At 33.4% G+C, this 16,161-nt stretch carries 14 protein-coding genes, 2 pseudogenes and 1 riboswitch; of the genes and pseudogenes, 12 read left to right on the forward strand and 4 right to left on the reverse strand.

Annotated elements, in window-relative coordinates; translation table 11 throughout:
• Positions 1-51 precede the first annotated feature (51 nt).
• Positions 52-252, forward strand: a pseudogene (locus tag AC6HVZ_RS16270) (undecaprenyl diphosphate synthase family protein); the annotation flags it as partial.
• 1,338 nt (positions 253-1,590) lie between these two features.
• Positions 1,591-1,968, forward strand: a complete 378-nt coding sequence (locus tag AC6HVZ_RS16275) for a hypothetical protein (RefSeq protein WP_497559220.1) — start codon at positions 1,591-1,593, stop codon at positions 1,966-1,968.
• 493 nt (positions 1,969-2,461) lie between these two features.
• Here the strand turns inward: AC6HVZ_RS16275 and AC6HVZ_RS16280 are convergent, their stop codons facing one another.
• Complete coding sequence (locus tag AC6HVZ_RS16280; RefSeq protein WP_497559221.1) at positions 2,462-3,874, reverse strand: hypothetical protein; 1,413 nt, start codon at positions 3,872-3,874, stop codon at positions 2,462-2,464.
• Between the two features lie 866 nt (positions 3,875-4,740).
• Positions 4,741-4,804, forward strand: a riboswitch (Fluoride riboswitch).
• A gap of 67 nt (positions 4,805-4,871) precedes the next feature.
• On the opposite strand from AC6HVZ_RS16280, the gene crcB (AC6HVZ_RS16285) reads away from it, so the two are divergent.
• The 6 genes and pseudogenes from crcB (AC6HVZ_RS16285) (at position 4,872) to AC6HVZ_RS16310 (ending at position 10,385) form a co-directional block, all read left to right on the forward strand.
• The gene (gene crcB / locus AC6HVZ_RS16285) at positions 4,872-5,258 is read left to right on the forward strand and encodes a fluoride efflux transporter CrcB (protein WP_497559222.1); all 387 of its coding nucleotides are present in this window, start codon (positions 4,872-4,874) and stop codon (positions 5,256-5,258) included.
• A complete protein-coding gene (gene crcB / locus AC6HVZ_RS16290) occupies positions 5,255-5,614 on the forward strand; it encodes a fluoride efflux transporter CrcB (RefSeq protein ID WP_497559223.1) in 360 nt (119 codons plus the stop codon). Before crcB (AC6HVZ_RS16285) ends, crcB (AC6HVZ_RS16290) begins: the two co-directional genes overlap by 4 nt.
• 948 nt (positions 5,615-6,562) lie before the next feature.
• Positions 6,563-6,931, forward strand: a complete 369-nt coding sequence (locus AC6HVZ_RS16295) for an ArsR/SmtB family transcription factor (protein ID WP_497559224.1) — start codon at positions 6,563-6,565, stop codon at positions 6,929-6,931.
• Positions 6,924-9,314: a heavy metal translocating P-type ATPase gene (locus AC6HVZ_RS16300; RefSeq protein ID WP_497559225.1), complete on the forward strand. Its 2,391-nt coding sequence runs from the start codon at positions 6,924-6,926 to the stop codon at positions 9,312-9,314. The genes AC6HVZ_RS16295 and AC6HVZ_RS16300 overlap by 8 nt, the downstream gene beginning before the upstream one ends.
• A gap of 82 nt (positions 9,315-9,396) precedes the next feature.
• Positions 9,397-10,010 (forward strand): annotated as a pseudogene (locus tag AC6HVZ_RS16305) (CadD family cadmium resistance transporter).
• Positions 10,011-10,184: 174 nt separating this feature from the next.
• The gene (locus AC6HVZ_RS16310) at positions 10,185-10,385 is read left to right on the forward strand and encodes a hypothetical protein (protein WP_497559226.1); all 201 of its coding nucleotides are present in this window, start codon (positions 10,185-10,187) and stop codon (positions 10,383-10,385) included.
• Between the two features lie 48 nt (positions 10,386-10,433).
• On the opposite strand, the gene AC6HVZ_RS16315 is transcribed toward AC6HVZ_RS16310, so the two are convergent.
• Positions 10,434-10,811, reverse strand: a complete 378-nt coding sequence (locus tag AC6HVZ_RS16315) for a cupredoxin domain-containing protein (RefSeq protein ID WP_497559227.1) — start codon at positions 10,809-10,811, stop codon at positions 10,434-10,436.
• Positions 10,812-11,820: 1,009 nt separating this feature from the next.
• Positions 11,821-12,060 carry a hypothetical protein gene (locus tag AC6HVZ_RS16320; protein ID WP_497559228.1) on the reverse strand — a complete coding sequence of 80 codons (240 nt, stop codon included), beginning with the start codon at positions 12,058-12,060 and terminating at the stop codon, positions 11,821-11,823.
• Between the two features lie 131 nt (positions 12,061-12,191).
• On the opposite strand from AC6HVZ_RS16320, the gene AC6HVZ_RS16325 reads away from it, so the two are divergent.
• The 4 genes from AC6HVZ_RS16325 to AC6HVZ_RS16340 all read left to right on the forward strand — a co-directional run bounded on the left by AC6HVZ_RS16325 (position 12,192) and on the right by AC6HVZ_RS16340 (position 15,682).
• Positions 12,192-12,908, forward strand: a complete 717-nt coding sequence (locus AC6HVZ_RS16325; protein ID WP_497559229.1) for a response regulator — start codon at positions 12,192-12,194, stop codon at positions 12,906-12,908.
• A complete protein-coding gene (locus tag AC6HVZ_RS16330) occupies positions 12,883-14,253 on the forward strand; it encodes a sensor histidine kinase (RefSeq protein WP_497559230.1) in 1,371 nt (456 codons plus the stop codon). The genes AC6HVZ_RS16325 and AC6HVZ_RS16330 overlap by 26 nt, the downstream gene beginning before the upstream one ends.
• Positions 14,254-14,535: 282 nt before the next feature.
• Complete coding sequence (locus AC6HVZ_RS16335; protein ID WP_497559231.1) at positions 14,536-15,096, forward strand: hypothetical protein; 561 nt, start codon at positions 14,536-14,538, stop codon at positions 15,094-15,096.
• 61 nt (positions 15,097-15,157) lie between these two features.
• Entirely contained in the window at positions 15,158-15,682 is a 525-nt protein-coding gene (locus AC6HVZ_RS16340) for a hypothetical protein (RefSeq protein ID WP_497559232.1), read from the forward strand.
• A 69-nt stretch (positions 15,683-15,751) separates the two neighbouring features.
• On the opposite strand, the gene AC6HVZ_RS16345 is transcribed toward AC6HVZ_RS16340, so the two are convergent.
• Positions 15,752-16,081: a four-helix bundle copper-binding protein gene (locus AC6HVZ_RS16345; RefSeq protein ID WP_062351103.1), complete on the reverse strand. Its 330-nt coding sequence runs from the start codon at positions 16,079-16,081 to the stop codon at positions 15,752-15,754.
• Positions 16,082-16,161 lie beyond the last annotated feature (80 nt).

Genomic DNA, 16,161 nt, shown 5'->3' on the forward strand with positions numbered 1-16,161 from the left:
GGCTGTAAATCACATGCCACGTCAATGCTGCTGACCTTTCATCCGTCATAGTTCGTGACTGCCAACAATATGCCAAACCCTGACCTCCTTATTCGTACTAGTGGAGAAAAACGTATAAGCATTTTCTCTATGGCAGTTGGCTTACTCGGAGTTCTGGTTTACTGATGTGCTGTGGCCAGATTTTTCAGAAGGGGAATTTCGCTTGCGCTTGATGATTATCGACAACGAAGGAGAAGGTATGGTGGCTTATAGAATTAAATAACACATTGAGCAATGAAATAAACCTCTATTGTTTATCTCAAAAGCTACTTAAAAATGGCCGTCAAGAGTTGCTAATAAAACTGATAGTTTTAGCCAATGTAAATAAATGTACTTAAAGTAATTGGTGCATTTAAGAAAGAACATAAGCCTAATACCTCATTAAAAAAACGGGGGATTAGGCCTTATTCTTCAAAATTCATTAACATTGTATATGTACTTTCCAGAAGTTACCGATAAGTATTTCCCTTTGTACTTTTAGTCCTATTACCGCCATTTTGTTCAAATATCTGTTTTAGGATTAATGAAATATTAATAGGATAAATTACTCGGATGGGATTCCATTGCATACGTATGGGCTTAGTATTTACATAAGATAAATAATCACTTGAAAAAGATTATGATTTAAACATTTTATGAGAAAAATAGGTTTCTCTAGCATAAAAAAGATATGCTTGATTCTGGCAATGCCCAGATAGTAAACATGAATAAGAAAGATAATGGCCACATAAAGAAGGGAGGAAGTTAATAAAACTTCCTCCCTTCTTTATGCCTGACTTACAAATTGCACTAACAACATTTTAATCATTTCCAAATAATGTATTGTATATTCAATAGTTTAATCTAATTCCCTAGTTCTTAATGTCAATTTCAAGTCAAGGTTGAAGAATTCTTTCTATAAATGGCTTTAAATCAACTAAACATGACTATCAAATAACCAGCTAGGGAAAGAGTGAATAAATTAATGTCTATTTGGCATTAATTTAATAAGAAGTAAATAGGTGTTTCATTATAAAGCAAACTTTCTTAACATACTGAACAATAGCTACATCAAAAAATTAATTATTCCCAACCTACCTCTGCCATCTTTTGTACTAGTTTTGACAAACAATTTAGCAAATGACGCCATTTGCTAAACCACATAAGAAAAAGATCAGTCTGCTTTGACTATGGCGCAATACGAATTGGTTAGTTGTCCGAGTTATGGAACTATCGCACTATTGCAGATGTGGCAGAAAAAATGCGCAAGATACACACCTAAACAGAATAATATGGACAAACCGATTCTAAGCATTTGCTGGTGGGGACCCGATACCTTCCAGCGTGTACTAATGGGGCGTTACAGTCAATGGCAATCTCCGCGCTGTGGCTCAGAGTTCATTCCTAAAAAGTGTATTATTCTATATAACGATTGGCAAAAAGGTTGTAATCCAGTGGTACTTTTTTTTCCATTCATTGTTAAATAAGTTGGCACAGGTGGTACATTCAGCTGGCTGTAATCAAAATTTCAATTTTGTAGCAATTATTACGTACAATAAGGCGGTGTGACATATGGACAATATCGATATTGAACATATCATAAAAAATGCTTCTTTTGAGGAATTGCAGGAAGTTACCTCTTTTAGAGAAAACCAATTATACTGGATAGATTATATTGTAAGTTCTATTGAAAAAAGAAGAGTAGCGGAACTCTTATTTTCAAAAGGATATACTATTAAAAAGATAGAGGATGTTTTAGTTTTGGCGGACGGCGAAGCTGCGCTCATAAAGAAGCATTTGGATCAATATGGAACAATCGATAGTCAATCCATTCTAGAAATATTAACAAAGATTTATCGGAAAGAGACTTCAGTAATGATCATTGAACGATTGATAGATAAGAAGTGTGACAAGGATGTAATAGAAGAAGTTATATGTTTATTTAAATAATAATCTTTAGGTTAGTTTGATCACTTAGCATTTAATTGAAATAGTAATATATATAGTAATAAAAGTTAATAATATAAAACATAATAAGATACATTAGTGTCTTAAAAAAACTTTAGTAAACCCTTGTGAGGCGAGGGATTGAGGATTTTTTATGACAATTAATTTCAAGAATACCATAAATTAAATATCTATACTATAAAATTAATTAATGTAAAAAAATCTTTTGCCTTAAAATATAAATATTAAATAGATACTATAAAAATTTCCTGAAATAATTGGACTTTATTCTTTAAAAACTGCTTTATTGTGAACGAAATACATATTGAAACAAGAGAATCGTACCTTACTTTTTTATAAAAAATCATTGTTTGAAAAATGGTCATGCCAAATAACCCTTCTCCGTTAATGTAGAAAGGCAGAATTTATATTTTATAATTTTAAAAAAATAATATTAGGTAGTTTCCCGCATCTTGGGCTTTTTAAGAATCCGATACTACTCGGTAATTGCTACGTAAGGATTGTAAAGTAATTTTTCTCTTCTTTCTCTTTTATAGTTACTGTCCCGTTCGATTTTAGAGATAGTACGGTCTTTTTGGGATAATTGCTTTTTTAAGGCAAGGTAGAATACTTTATCTTTATTATTACCATGAGCTTCGGCCTCATCTCCATAGATTTTTTCTACTTTTTCTTTAAATTCATACCAAGTCTTATCTAGTTGTGTAAATTGATTATATATGAAGCTATGTGCAGCTTCTAATTCACGATCTAATATGATAAGGTTGTCGTTATATGATTCTTCTATAATGTAGGATATAAATGGTTTACTTTCTTTAATAGCATGTTTTAAATTTAAGGATTCATATGGGAATGTATTTACTTTAGTAAAATAATCATTTTTCACCTGTTCAAATAAGGATTTAAGTCTTTGTTCAATTTTAGGAATTACATAATAGTTTTTAATTGTATTACCAAAATCACCATTTTCCATTAGACTTTGAAAAGCATGGCTTCTATTTTTGAAAAAGTCTTTTAAGCCCTCACGGTATAATTGTATCCCTACATCACCGAATTCTTTATATATTTTTGCCTTTACCATATGGACTTTCTCTAATGCTTTTATATCAAAGCTGTCTAAACTACAACCAAAATCTTTTGCGATAGATTTTAAATCCTGTAAAGTTGCCAATCTTGTCATATCATAAATGTCACAAATTTGATCTTTTGAAACTAAATCTTTTGCTATACGAATATGAATGATATGGTTTTTTTCCTCATTTTGACTCATACGTTTTTTTCTTTTACCTGTTTTTTCGGCAAACGTATATAATCTTTCTTTAAGGTTTTTAGTGTTTTTATTTAGTATTTCTTTGCTCGCTCCAAGACGCACTTCAAAGAAACCTTTATTCATTAAATCTAAAAGGTTGGATATCATATCTTCAAAACTAATAAAAAAGTCTAACTTTACATCCTTTGTATTAGTCCGGTTTTGATAAAGATGCTCAATGGCTAAAGAATGTTCGTGGCCCGGAAGTTTTGCTGAAAGAATATAAAATAGGAATTGTAATTGGCGCTTATATAACTTTTTAAACTCATCAGATTGAAAGAATTTATACAAATTAATATAGTGGAAATTATGGTTATCAGCTGTTGAGATAGTGTTGAAATTACTATATAAGTAACCATCTTTACCTCTATAGATCCATTCGAATTTCTCCAGTCTCCCTAATGCTTCCTTAATTAGACGTGGAGTCATAATATTTGCTGCTCTAATTTGTTCTAACATAACATTAATTCGTTTGTCTAAATCTGTATTTGCCGCTAAAAATGGAATTAGACGCAGAGAAACAGATGAAAGATTCTTTAATATTTTTTGTTGTTTTAACATTTCCCTACTTAACATTGTCATTACTTAACCCTCCAAAACTTGTGCAAAAAGAAAAGAACCCCAAATCTAAGTACGCCTTTGAACAATCAAAGACCTAACATAGATTTGGGGTTCTCCCTTTTTTATTATGAAATTTTAATTTTATCTTATAAAGTTATAGTTATTATATACTAAACAACATAGAAATAACAAGAAAAATACTAAAAATGTAATTAATACTCTATATTATAACTAACTTTTCCATCTAAAGCAAATCTAACAAAACAAGTATCAACACTAATATATTGAGCAATCTCAACCTAATTTTAATTGATCCGCTAAAAATCAAAATAAGGACGGGATTCTATAGAGAAATACGACCTAAACATCTTTATCATGCTAGAATAGAATGTTGCGAACATTCTATTCTAAGTATAACCAACTTCTTGTTATTTAACTCATGTTTTAGAAACTTAGCTTTATAGAGCAAAGGAAGATATAGAGCTGGAAATCATAGCTAAGCTGCTTTCCAATGACTATAAAGCGCCCTTCTTTGCAGACACTGTAAGGGGTGTGGCCCTGCCAGAGAATGCTTAGAATCGGTAGTTGATTGCAGACAATGAAATGTACCATTGATGACAGATTGTTTACCACTTCATACCTTCTAGATAGTCAAAGTATAAAAAACATAGTTTGTATCAAATATTGTTGAATAACTTTTTTATTACCTCATATACAGAACTAATGAAATTAGTGTAAACTAAATATACCGAATAATTTTTTTCGATAAGTAATAAGGTATTTGTTAAATAGTGAACTTAAAATAAGGATAGGTTAGTGCAGTAAAGAAAAGATTTTATTATAGTTGATATTTTTTTGAAAGTGGGGAATAATATATTAAAATTATAGATTAAATAGGTGATGGAGTTCACCATAACCGCCTATATGAAGGCTAATGACTCCTGCCAAAGATAATAAGGGGACACCCTTGTCTTTTGGCAGGAGTCTTTTATTTTTATTGAAAAGATAGGTGATTCAAGTGAATTTTTTATTAGTGATGATTGGTGGTTTCTTTGGGGCTATGTCTAGGTTTGCTTTAGGAGAATGGATACATACAGACAACGGATTTCCTTTAGGAACTTTTGTCATCAACCTAACTGGATGTTTCGTTTTAGGATGGTTTCTCACATATGTAAATCAAAAGAAAAAGGTTAGACCCGAATTTGCTCTGATATTTGGAACCGGGTTTGTTGGTTCTTTTACAACTTTCTCCACCTTTTCGGTAGAAACCATTAACTTATTTCAACAAGGTCTTGTTTTTTGGGGATTAGTCTATGTTTTGGCTACCACAATATTGGGCTTACTGTTGACATATTTAGGTCACAAATTAGCATTATTAAAGGAAAAATTAGGTGATGTCATATGATTTGGATAATTGGAATAGGTGGTTCTTTAGGTGCTGCGGCTAGATTTATATTAGGAAATTTGATTAGTAAAAAATCACAAAAACTATATCCATTTCCAATAGGGACTTGGATTATTAATATTACAGGGTCATTTTTACTTGGATTACTGGCTCAACTTTACCTTACGAACCAAATTGGGGAGTGGTTATGGCTTTTTGGAGGTGTGGGATTTTGTGGTGCATATACGACCTTCTCCACCTTTGGCAACGAAACCATAACGTTAATACAATCAAACAAAGTAAAATTAGCCATAATTTATGTAATAACTTCTATTATTGCAGGTGTTGTTTCAGCAATGGTTGGATTAAATATTTAAGTTTAAAATTTGCTATTCAAGAAACTGGTGCGTTAGTTCAATTAGCTATTGGCCATCAATCATTATCTAATCTTCAACAATCTGGTGCTTATATGTAGTATCCGTTTCAAAGCATTGATGTAGCACACTCTTTATCTTTGTTAACATATAAACATAGGAAGGCATTTAGGGGCTTGACTTGAAGCCTATGAGGGTATGATTGGCTGAATAAAGACATCAGATAATACCACTCTTGCCATGTTTTTGAGCCACAATCCCACCACCCTTGACCTTGTTTGTGTCCGTGGTAGTGTTTTGATGGCGGATGGCGAAAAACCAGCCTTTAGGGCTCTATCCGCATCAGCAGCGTACCACGGACAATCACTTCTAAGCTCCGCTGGCGGGGCCCCGACCCCTTCCAGCGATCACTAAGAAGTGGCACGGCGGTCAAGGGCAAGCAGCTAAAGCTGTGGTTAAGATAGTGTTATATTCTAGTGAGTGGGTCACCCTTGTCATAAAGCAAAGTCCTATCTTTGTTTACGTTGGTAACTATAATTAATTACTAAATATATTAAGTAAACAAAGATAAAAAATAGGCTGTTTTTGTTTCGTTATTTACGATGAATACGGTCAAAAATCATACTACATATAAGGGCGTGATTGTTGAAGCCTAATTCTTCACTGAAAATACGAAGGGATTAGGCTTTTTTATTTTTCGAACCCTTTTTTTAATCCGCACTATTTTCAGTGGTTCAAAACTCCGCACAGTTGTCTCAATCTATCAGCAATACTAATATTGAAACCCTTTAGGTAATAGCTTCTAATTTGGGCTAATGGATGATAGTTGGGAAATTTCATATTAGAAATGGGAATTCTAATTCTTTTTTAATTTCATTCAAATATTTGCTTGAATATAAAAGGAAAAAAAGTTACGATATATTCAAATGATTATTTGAATGAGGTGATGATTTGAGTAAGAAAGATACTTGTGAAGTTTTTTGTTATGACGAAGAAAAAGTTAATCGAATACAAGGTGATTTACAAACAGTAGATATTTCTGGTGTTTCTCTAATGCTAAAAGCAATTGCTGACGAAAATAGAGCAAAAATCACCTATGCGCTGTGTCAAGATGATGAGCTATGTGTTTGTGATATAGCAAATATCTTAGGAGTTACGGTTGCTAATGCTTCTCATCATTTACGAACACTTTATAAGCAAAGGATTGTCAAATATCGAAAGGAAGGAAAGCTATCCTTTTATTCGCTAAATGATGAACATATCAAACAAATTATGATGATTGCATTAACACACAAGAAGGAGGTGGAGGTAAATGTCTGAACAAGCCGAACGATCAGAATTGGAAATGACTTCCTACCGAGTACAAGGCTTTTCATGTGCGAATTGTGCAGGGAAATTTGAAAGAAATGTTAAGAAACTACCCAATGTTCAAGATGCAAAAGTTAATTTCGGCGCATCTAAAATATCCGTATATGGTGATGCAACTGTTGAAGATTTAGAGAAAGCAGGAGCTTTTGAAAATCTTAAAGTAATGCCTGAAAAACCAAAACGGCAAGCACCAATTGTTGTTCATCGGGATAAAAATGTGTACCGGGTTGAAGGTTTTTCGTGTGCCAATTGTGCGGGTAAATTCGAAAAAAATGTAAAAAACTTATCAGGAGTTCAGGATGCAAAAGTAAATTTTGGTGCATCTAAAATCGAAGTATATGGCGATACAACCATTGAGGAGTTAGAAAAAGCTGGCGCTTTTGAAAATCTTAAAGTGACTTCAGATAAACCATTAAGGGAAGAGAAAGAAGAGGATAAGGGAGAAAAAGAGCCATTTTATAAAAAACACAGCACTTTATTATATGCTTCTTTATTAATCGTTTTTGGTTATATTTCTCAGTTTGTTAATGGAGAAGAAAATATTATTACTTCCCTAATGTTTGCAGCAGCGATAGTAATTGGCGGATATTCACTCTTTAAAGTTGGGTTTCAAAATCTGTTACATTTTGAATTTGACATGAAAACCCTTATGACAGTGGCTGTTATTGGAGCAGCTATTATCGGAGAATGGGCGGAAGGTGCAATTGTTGTTATTCTCTTTGCAATCAGTGAAGCTTTAGAACGATTCTCTATGGATCGAGCAAGAGAATCGATCCGTTCTCTAATGGATATTGCCCCTAAAGAGGCGCTTGTTAGAAGAAATGGGCAAGAAATGATGATCCATGTTGATGATATTGTAGTTGGGGACATTATGATTGTGAAACCCGGCCAAAAGTTGGCTATGGACGGTTTAGTAGTAAATGGTTACTCTTCCGTTAGTCAAGCAGCTATTACAGGCGAGTCAGTTCCTGTCGAGAAAACAGTGGATGACGAAGTTTTTGCAGGTACTTTAAACGAAGAGGGAATACTTGAAGTTAAAGTAACTAAGTTAGTTGAAGATACAACGATCTCCAAAATTATTCACCTTGTTGAAGAAGCACAAGGAGAACGTGCGCCGTCTCAAGCGTTTGTAGATAAATTTGCGAAATATTATACTCCCATTATTATGATTATCGCAGGCTTGGTTGCTGTAATCCCACCATTATTATTTGATGGTAGCTGGGGGACTTGGGTTTATCAAGGGTTAGCCGTTCTAGTTGTTGGTTGTCCTTGTGCATTAGTTATTTCAACTCCTATTTCAATTGTTTCAGCAATTGGAAATGCAGCTAAAAAAGGTGTACTTATAAAAGGTGGAAATTATCTAGAAGAAATGGGCGCCTTAAAAGCGATTGCTTTTGACAAAACTGGTACGCTAACAAAAGGGGTTCCAGTTGTAACAGATTTTAACGTGTTGAACAATCAGGTAAATGCAGAAGAAATGTTGTCCATCATTACTGCATTAGAATATCGTTCCGGGCATCCTCTAGCTTCAGCTATTATGAAAAAAGCAGAAGAGGAGAATATTTCCTACACTCATGTAATCGTGGATGAATTCTCCTCTATCACAGGAAAAGGAATTAAGGGAACTATCAACGGCACGACTTACTACATTGGAAATCCGAAATTATTTGAGAATCTATCAGTTGATTTTAATAACGAACAGGATCAACTTGTTAAGACCCTTCAAAATCAAGGTAAAACTGCAATGGTGGTTGGAACTGAAAAAAAAATACTTGCTGTGATTGCGGTAGCTGATGAAGTACGTGATTCAAGCATGGAAATTATTCAAAAGTTACATCAACTTGGAATCAAAAAAACTATTATGCTTACAGGTGACAATAAAGGTACAGCGAATGCAATTGGAGGTCATGTTGGGGTAACGGATATTCAAGCAGAATTACTGCCACAAGACAAGTTAGAATTTATTAAACAATTGAGGTCTGAATACGGAAACGTAGCGATGGTTGGCGATGGTGTCAATGATGCCCCTGCGTTAGCTGCCTCTACTGTTGGAATCGCAATGGGTGGAGCTGGTACAGACACCGCACTTGAAACAGCAGATGTTGCTTTAATGGGAGATGATTTAAGAAAGCTTCCATTTTCTGTGAAACTAAGCCGAAAAACTCTTACTATAATTAAGCAAAATATTACCTTTGCACTAGCTATTAAATTCATTGCCTTATTATTGGTTGTTCCCGGTTGGTTAACACTTTGGATTGCCATCCTTTCAGATATGGGAGCAACTCTTATAGTAGCATTAAATGGTTTAAGATTAATGCGGGTCAAAGAAAATTAAAGTTTAATTTTAATATATGTGTATAATTAAGGGCTTTTCTTTCCATTGAAAAGCCCTATCCTGAAACATTGGAGATGAAATAATGATTACAACAGCACTTACAGCAGCTGCAGTGTAGCAACAGGGATTGATTATCTTATTATTTTAATCCTATTGTTTTCTCAAATAAAAAAAGGACAAGCGAAACATATATGGATTGGACAATACATAGGTACGGCAATTATTATAACTGCAAGTTTTTTATTCGCTGTGGGTATTACATGGTTAATCCCCAAGTAATGGGTTTTAGGTCTCCTTGGGCTTATTCCCCTTTTTCTAGGTATTAAGATTTGGTTCAAGGGAGAGGAGGATGAAGATGAAGGTAATATTTTATCTCTATTTTCCTCCAATCGGTTTGATCAATTATATTTAACCGTTACATTTATTGTACTGTCTTCTAGCGCAGATGACTTTTCTATTTATATACCTTATTTCACGGCATTAAATGCGGTTGAAATCCTTGTTGCTAGTATTGTCTTTTTCATTATGGTTGGGGTTTTATGCTATGTCAGCTATCGCTTAGCTTCTTTAGAATTTGTATCGGAAAAAATTGAGAAATATGAACGGTGGATTGTACCAATTGTATTTATAGGGCTAGGGATTTATATTATGTTTGAAAATGACGCAATCATCACTTTATTCTCATTCCTATTTTAAAAAAATGGGTGACTTTCTCAACGCTTAATCAAAAAGTGAGGGATTAATAAAAGAATATGATCCGAAAATTTCAGAAGCAGTAGAAAAGGATTTGAAAGAACAAAGAATTAACTTTGTAAAAGGAGCAACACGTTTCAAACATTAAAGAGATATAAAAACTTTGTGTAACTGAAAATGGTAAAAAAAGCCGTTGACTCGGAGCAGTTACTGGTTGCAACAAAAAGAACCAAACCAAATACAGATTCTTTAAATTTAAAGGCGGTAGGTGTTGATGTTGGAAAACAAAAAGAAATACTCAAACAAGTAATGAAAAGTTTTATACAAAATGGGGATGTTGTGTATAAAGCAGCATTTGAAGGTTTAAAATGCGCATAAACAAAAGAAACACCTGAAAATTATCTTTCCAAGCGTTTCAAATTTTTCTTATTGTACAATCAGTGTGGATATCATTTCAGCATGGCCTTGTCCACAAGGTATATTACAGTATATTGTATACTCTCCTGGTTCATCTGGTGTGAATGTTGCTTCACCATCACCTTGAATATTAACGTCAAACTCATCAATTGCTATTCCATGCATTCCCTCGTCATTTGTTAGTGAAATTTTGACCTCTTCACCAACATTTACGGTATATTCGACTGGATCTAGTTGAAAGTTAGATGCTACAATGTCAACTTTGTTAGCGGTTGGAGACTCCTCTTGAGAACTAGAGTCAACTTGTTGATCTGTGTTATTTCCACTACAGGCAGCAAGTATTAATACGACTCCTAAAAAGAGAGCGAATAATATATTTTTCCTCAAAATAAAACCCCCATTATGTTTTGATAGTTAATAATCTTTCAAATTCAGTGTTATATATAATATATCCATTTTTTATCAAGAATAAGAGACAATTATGTGAACTATCATTCATCAGTTCTTTATGAATCCAAACTAAACGGAAATATGTAATTATAAAATCACTTAAAAATTGTTATGGACTTTTAATTTATGTTGGTTTTGGCATTAGTTTTATTTTATAGAATTTTATGTATAATAAAAAATAAAGAGATTCTTTAGTGAGGATTATTTATGCATCGTATTTCTAAATGGCTTGTTCAACTATCGGAACAGGATTATTGAACAGGGGTGTTAGTAATTGGCCCGCTCGTTATTGGTCAATGAAAGTAGGGGAGAGAAATGAAAGGATTGGCTTGGGTTCTGATGCTTTGTTATTCACTTGTTACTGTGTTTTGGATAGCAAATTCACCTTATTTATTTTCAATCTGGGGAGTAATTATATGGTTGGTTTCGATTGTGTTAGGCTATACTGTTTATAAACAAATTAAAGAAAAAAACATTATAAAGCATCTTATGTTGTATTCAACGTCCTTTATGGTGTTTTTGCTTATAGTAACAGGTGTAATCCACTTAGTAGTAACACTATGCCATAATGAAAATTAACAGTCAGGTGCTTTAATGTAATAAGCGTAAAGATTAATTGACCTTCAATATACAACTAATTATACATTGGTTGTATATTGAAGGTTCTTTGATTTGCAAAATACTATATTTCATGCATGAGTTAAAGTTTTATGTTAAACGGGTTAAACAGTAACATCGATTATCATGATTATAAAGGAATGATCACACTCACAGTCGCTCCTTTATAAAGAGATCATGATTAGATCAATCCTTATGATTATTTTTTAATGCTAGTTTGGTGGCATAATACACAACGATACCGATAGATGCAAGGTTAAGTATCCATCCAAGTAACCCATAACCCATCATATTCATCATCCCCATCATACGGGATCACCTCTTTAAATTATAAATTATACATCATATCACGGAATTCAGTATCGTTTTGCATCATACCATTTTCGCCATGACAGTTATTAAACATTTCTTCCTGCTGTTCTGGTGATAAATTAGGATGCATTTCTTCAATATGCGGTTGCATTTCCTCAAAGTTAAAGATGCCATTTCCATTTGATTCAGCCGCAACAAACGTTGCACTTCCTAATAGAACAGCTCCGGTTAATATACCTATTACTAATTTTTTCATTTATAACATCTCCTTTCTTAACTACATCATACCTTTCATATATGGAGATTTTGTGGTGAACTTATGTGGAAGTTGCGAAGATTATCATTTTCATTTTAATTGATGATACTATATGAAAGAGGTGGTTTAACATGACTAAAATTCTTATTGTTGACGACGAAGATGTGATTCTTGAAGTGTTAGAAGCTTATTTTAAAAAAGAGGGATGGGAAACCATTCTTGCCTCTAATGGAATAGAGGCATTAAAAAAGATAAAAGAAAATAATCTAGATATTATTATTTTAGATCTTATGTTACCAGATATATCAGGTGAAGAGGTATGTAGATTAACGAGAAATGAAAGTGATGTTCCTATCATTATGTTAACTGCAAAATCGACAGAAGAGGATTTAATTAACGGAATTGTTATTGGGGCAGATGACTATGTTACAAAACCTTTTAGTCCAAGAGAAGTCGTAATAAGGGCAAAGGCTATTTTACGTAGGTTAAAAAGGGTAAATAGTGGAAACCACCTATCGTTCAATGAAGGAAAGCTAACAGTAGATCTTTTAAAGAAGGAGATGACACTGAATAACCAATTCATACCACTAACTCCTATCGAATATAAGCTATTAATAGTTATGGCAAGCTACCCCGGACGAGTTTACAGTCGTTTGGATTTACTGGAAAAGATTCAGGTTGATGGAACTTATTTTGAAGGATATGAACGAAGTGTTGATACACATATAAAAAACCTTCGGAAAAAGATTGAAACAGATTCCCGTCAACCAGAATATATTTTAACTGTTTTTGGGATGGGATATAAGTTTGGAGGAGCATCTGATGCGACGATTGACACTTCGTTCTAAAATCCTTTTTTACCTATTAGTTGTGTCACTTTGTGGTATTTTTCTTACTAGTTTCTCTATACTATGGGGATTTGAAGATCAATTTAACGAATATTTACGAATTAATAGAGAGGAAAGAAGTAAACTTATAGAAGATGAAGCGATTAATTCTTATAAAGAAACAGGGAAACTTATTGATAACCAATTAATAAATTTAATGCATCAACAAGCTATGACGGATAATTTATTTTATAGAATTTCTGATGAAGACGGACAAGTAATAGCAGATACAACGATGATGCTTGGAATGATGGGTAGCATGGGAATGCATTCGGAAACCGAGAAGAAAACGGAATACCAGATACAATCTTATGATTTAACATTTGATGAGGGATATGTAGGCAACATGGAAGTTTATTACCCAAAAGAAATGATAGGGGAAGACATTGCTTTTTTAAAAACAATTAGATCGAATATTTACCTTGCTATTATTGTTACAGTTGTTTTAGCGTTCGTGTTTAGCCTATTGTTCTCTAAACGCCTAACAACTGGGTTTCGAAAATTATCAAAAGCTATTCAAGAATTACAAGACCATAAATGGCGGACTCGTGTACCAGTTAAGGAATTGTCGGATGAAATGAAGCCACTTGGTGAATCGTTTAACCGACTTGCTGAATCTTTATCAAAAGAAGAGATGCTTCGTAAACAGTTTACTGCTGATTTTGCTCATGAAATACGAACACCCCTTACTACGCTAAGAAGTCAAATGGAAGCTTTTCAAGATGGGGTTTTTGAGCCAACCCCAAAAAGGTTGCAGCAAAGTCATGATGAATTGATGCGTTTAGTACGTCTAGTTGGTGAATTAGAAGAGTTACTTGCCGCTGAAAATCCACAAATAAAGTTGAACAAAACAAATATAGAAGCAGGTGAAATATTACGTTCAATGGAAGGGCAATTTTTGCCAGTATTTCAGGATAAAGGTGTTGTATTAAACATTCAAAAACCTAAAAGAGAATATTGGTTTAAAGCGGATCGTGATCGTGTTGCACAGATTTTGACGAATATAATAAATAACGCTCTTCAATATACCCTAAAAGGAAACAAGGTATCGATAAAGGTAGAGGAATCTAATGATTATATAGGTTTCCTTGTGAAAGATGAAGGTATTGGAATTGCGGAGGGAGACCTTCCTTATCTTTATGAAAGATTTTATCGAGGGGATAAATCTAGAGACAGGAAAACAGGAGGAATTGGTATTGGATTATCCATTGTAAAGGCATTGGTAGATGCACACCAAGGGAAAATTCACATAGATAGTAGATTAAATGTTGGAACGAAAATTTCTATTCTTTTTACAAAGCTCTGAAAGAATGGCATGTTTAATATGATTTCTTTGAAGTATTTACCGAACTATAAGACCCTAGAAACGCTCTGAGTTGAAACCTCGGAGCGTTTTTCGCTAACTAAACATTATCCCAACTAAGCACAACGCATACCTAAGCTAATAATATCTTCTCTAAACTCAGTTTTATGTAGTTAATTCTTCTACTGTATATTAGTAAATACATAAACCCTATATGGGTATATCATATTGCAGGTTAACAGTGAATACAATAAAAGTGGACAAACTAAGATTGGGGTTGAAATAATGTCAATTTCATTATTTTTTATACTTTTGTTGTGTGCCACCCAAGTTATAACAACTATTATTTATGTAGCGTATTACCGAAATTGGGTAACAAAAATGAATGGAATGTTGATTTCCATGTCATTAGGGATGTCGGCAGGAATTCTAATGGGAACTATTTTAGGAGTCATATATCATGGTGATTTGTTTAAATCAACCATTTACGCTATATTGATTGGATTGGTTGTTGGGTTTTTAGCAGGATTACCTATAGGTCTTCCTGCTGTCATTGATGGCATACTCTCCGGACTAATGGGGGGGATGATGGGAGCCATGCTAGGAGATATGGTAGCAATGACTAGGCCGAATGCGATCATTAATATTATAGCTGTGTTGATAACAATGGTTTTGTTACTTGTTTTATATGCAGCTGAAGAATCGATTCGTAAACAAGCCAACCAACAAATTCTTTCCTTTTTTAAATATCCATTCTTAATGATTTTTACCATTGTAATATTATTTTTGGTATTGAATTACATTGATCCACTTGATTTTCACTTTCTAGATAAGAGTGGGCATTAATAACAGATTTTCATTAAACAGCATATATTAAAGGGAATTTATTTAATGAAAGGTGAGTTATATGCCAACTTTACCATCTGTAGACCTTGGCTTAATGGCCGAACATTTGTCTACACACGAAGGAATGATAAATAAGTTAAAAGTTTATCATATTAATACTATAAATCCAGATTTGAAAAGTATTATTGCTCTCCAGATAAATGTCATGATGTCGCATGTTAGGGTAATGTTATCTTTAATTAATCCTGATAATAATGAGTATGTTGAAGTTCCGGATTTAAATATGTATGATGTAAGCAATCAAAGAGCAGATGGTACGGGAGTTAATAAATACAACGATAAATGGATTGCATTAGAAGCACATGCTGGTGCCAAATTGATGTCAAATGAAAATTATATTTCTGCTTTATTAATGAAAGATAGAAATGTTAGAAATGCGCATGTGGAAATGGCTTTGCAACAGTTAGAAATTCAAAAAAGATATTCTGATTTTATCAATCGTATGGGTTGGTCATTTGTTCCCCATGCAGATGCTCAGGAACAGGTAAAAACCTATCAACATTTTCAACACTTGTTAAATAATTAAATACAGAAAAAGTTTTAATCATAACTACAAACTAATAAAAACGGTGACACAAGTTCACCGTTTTTATATTTAAGATGCCATTGTTCGGCAAATCTCTGCACATTTAAAACAAGATTCAGCACATTCCTTGCAATGATTAGCATGGTTATGTTGTTCACACATTTTTCCACATGCTTCACAAATGTCAGCACAAAGCTTACAAATCTGCTTAGCAAAAGGGCTATCGGATTGCATTGCTTTTGCTGCTAATGCGCAAATGTCTGCACATTCCCTATTATAGCGGATACAATCCGCCATCATTTTTACATTCTCTTCTTTTAAACAAGCATCATAACACCCATTACAAGCTTCCATACATTCTAAACAAGCTTTAATACATTCTTCATAAGACACGGCCATCTAAAAATCCTCCTTTGCTTCAAGATTAAGTACAAATTTTACTATCCCCTTGATATAATTTTTTATCCAACAAGGGTGCT

The sequence above is a fragment of the Oceanobacillus sp. NCCP-135 genome (genome assembly GCF_059698015.1).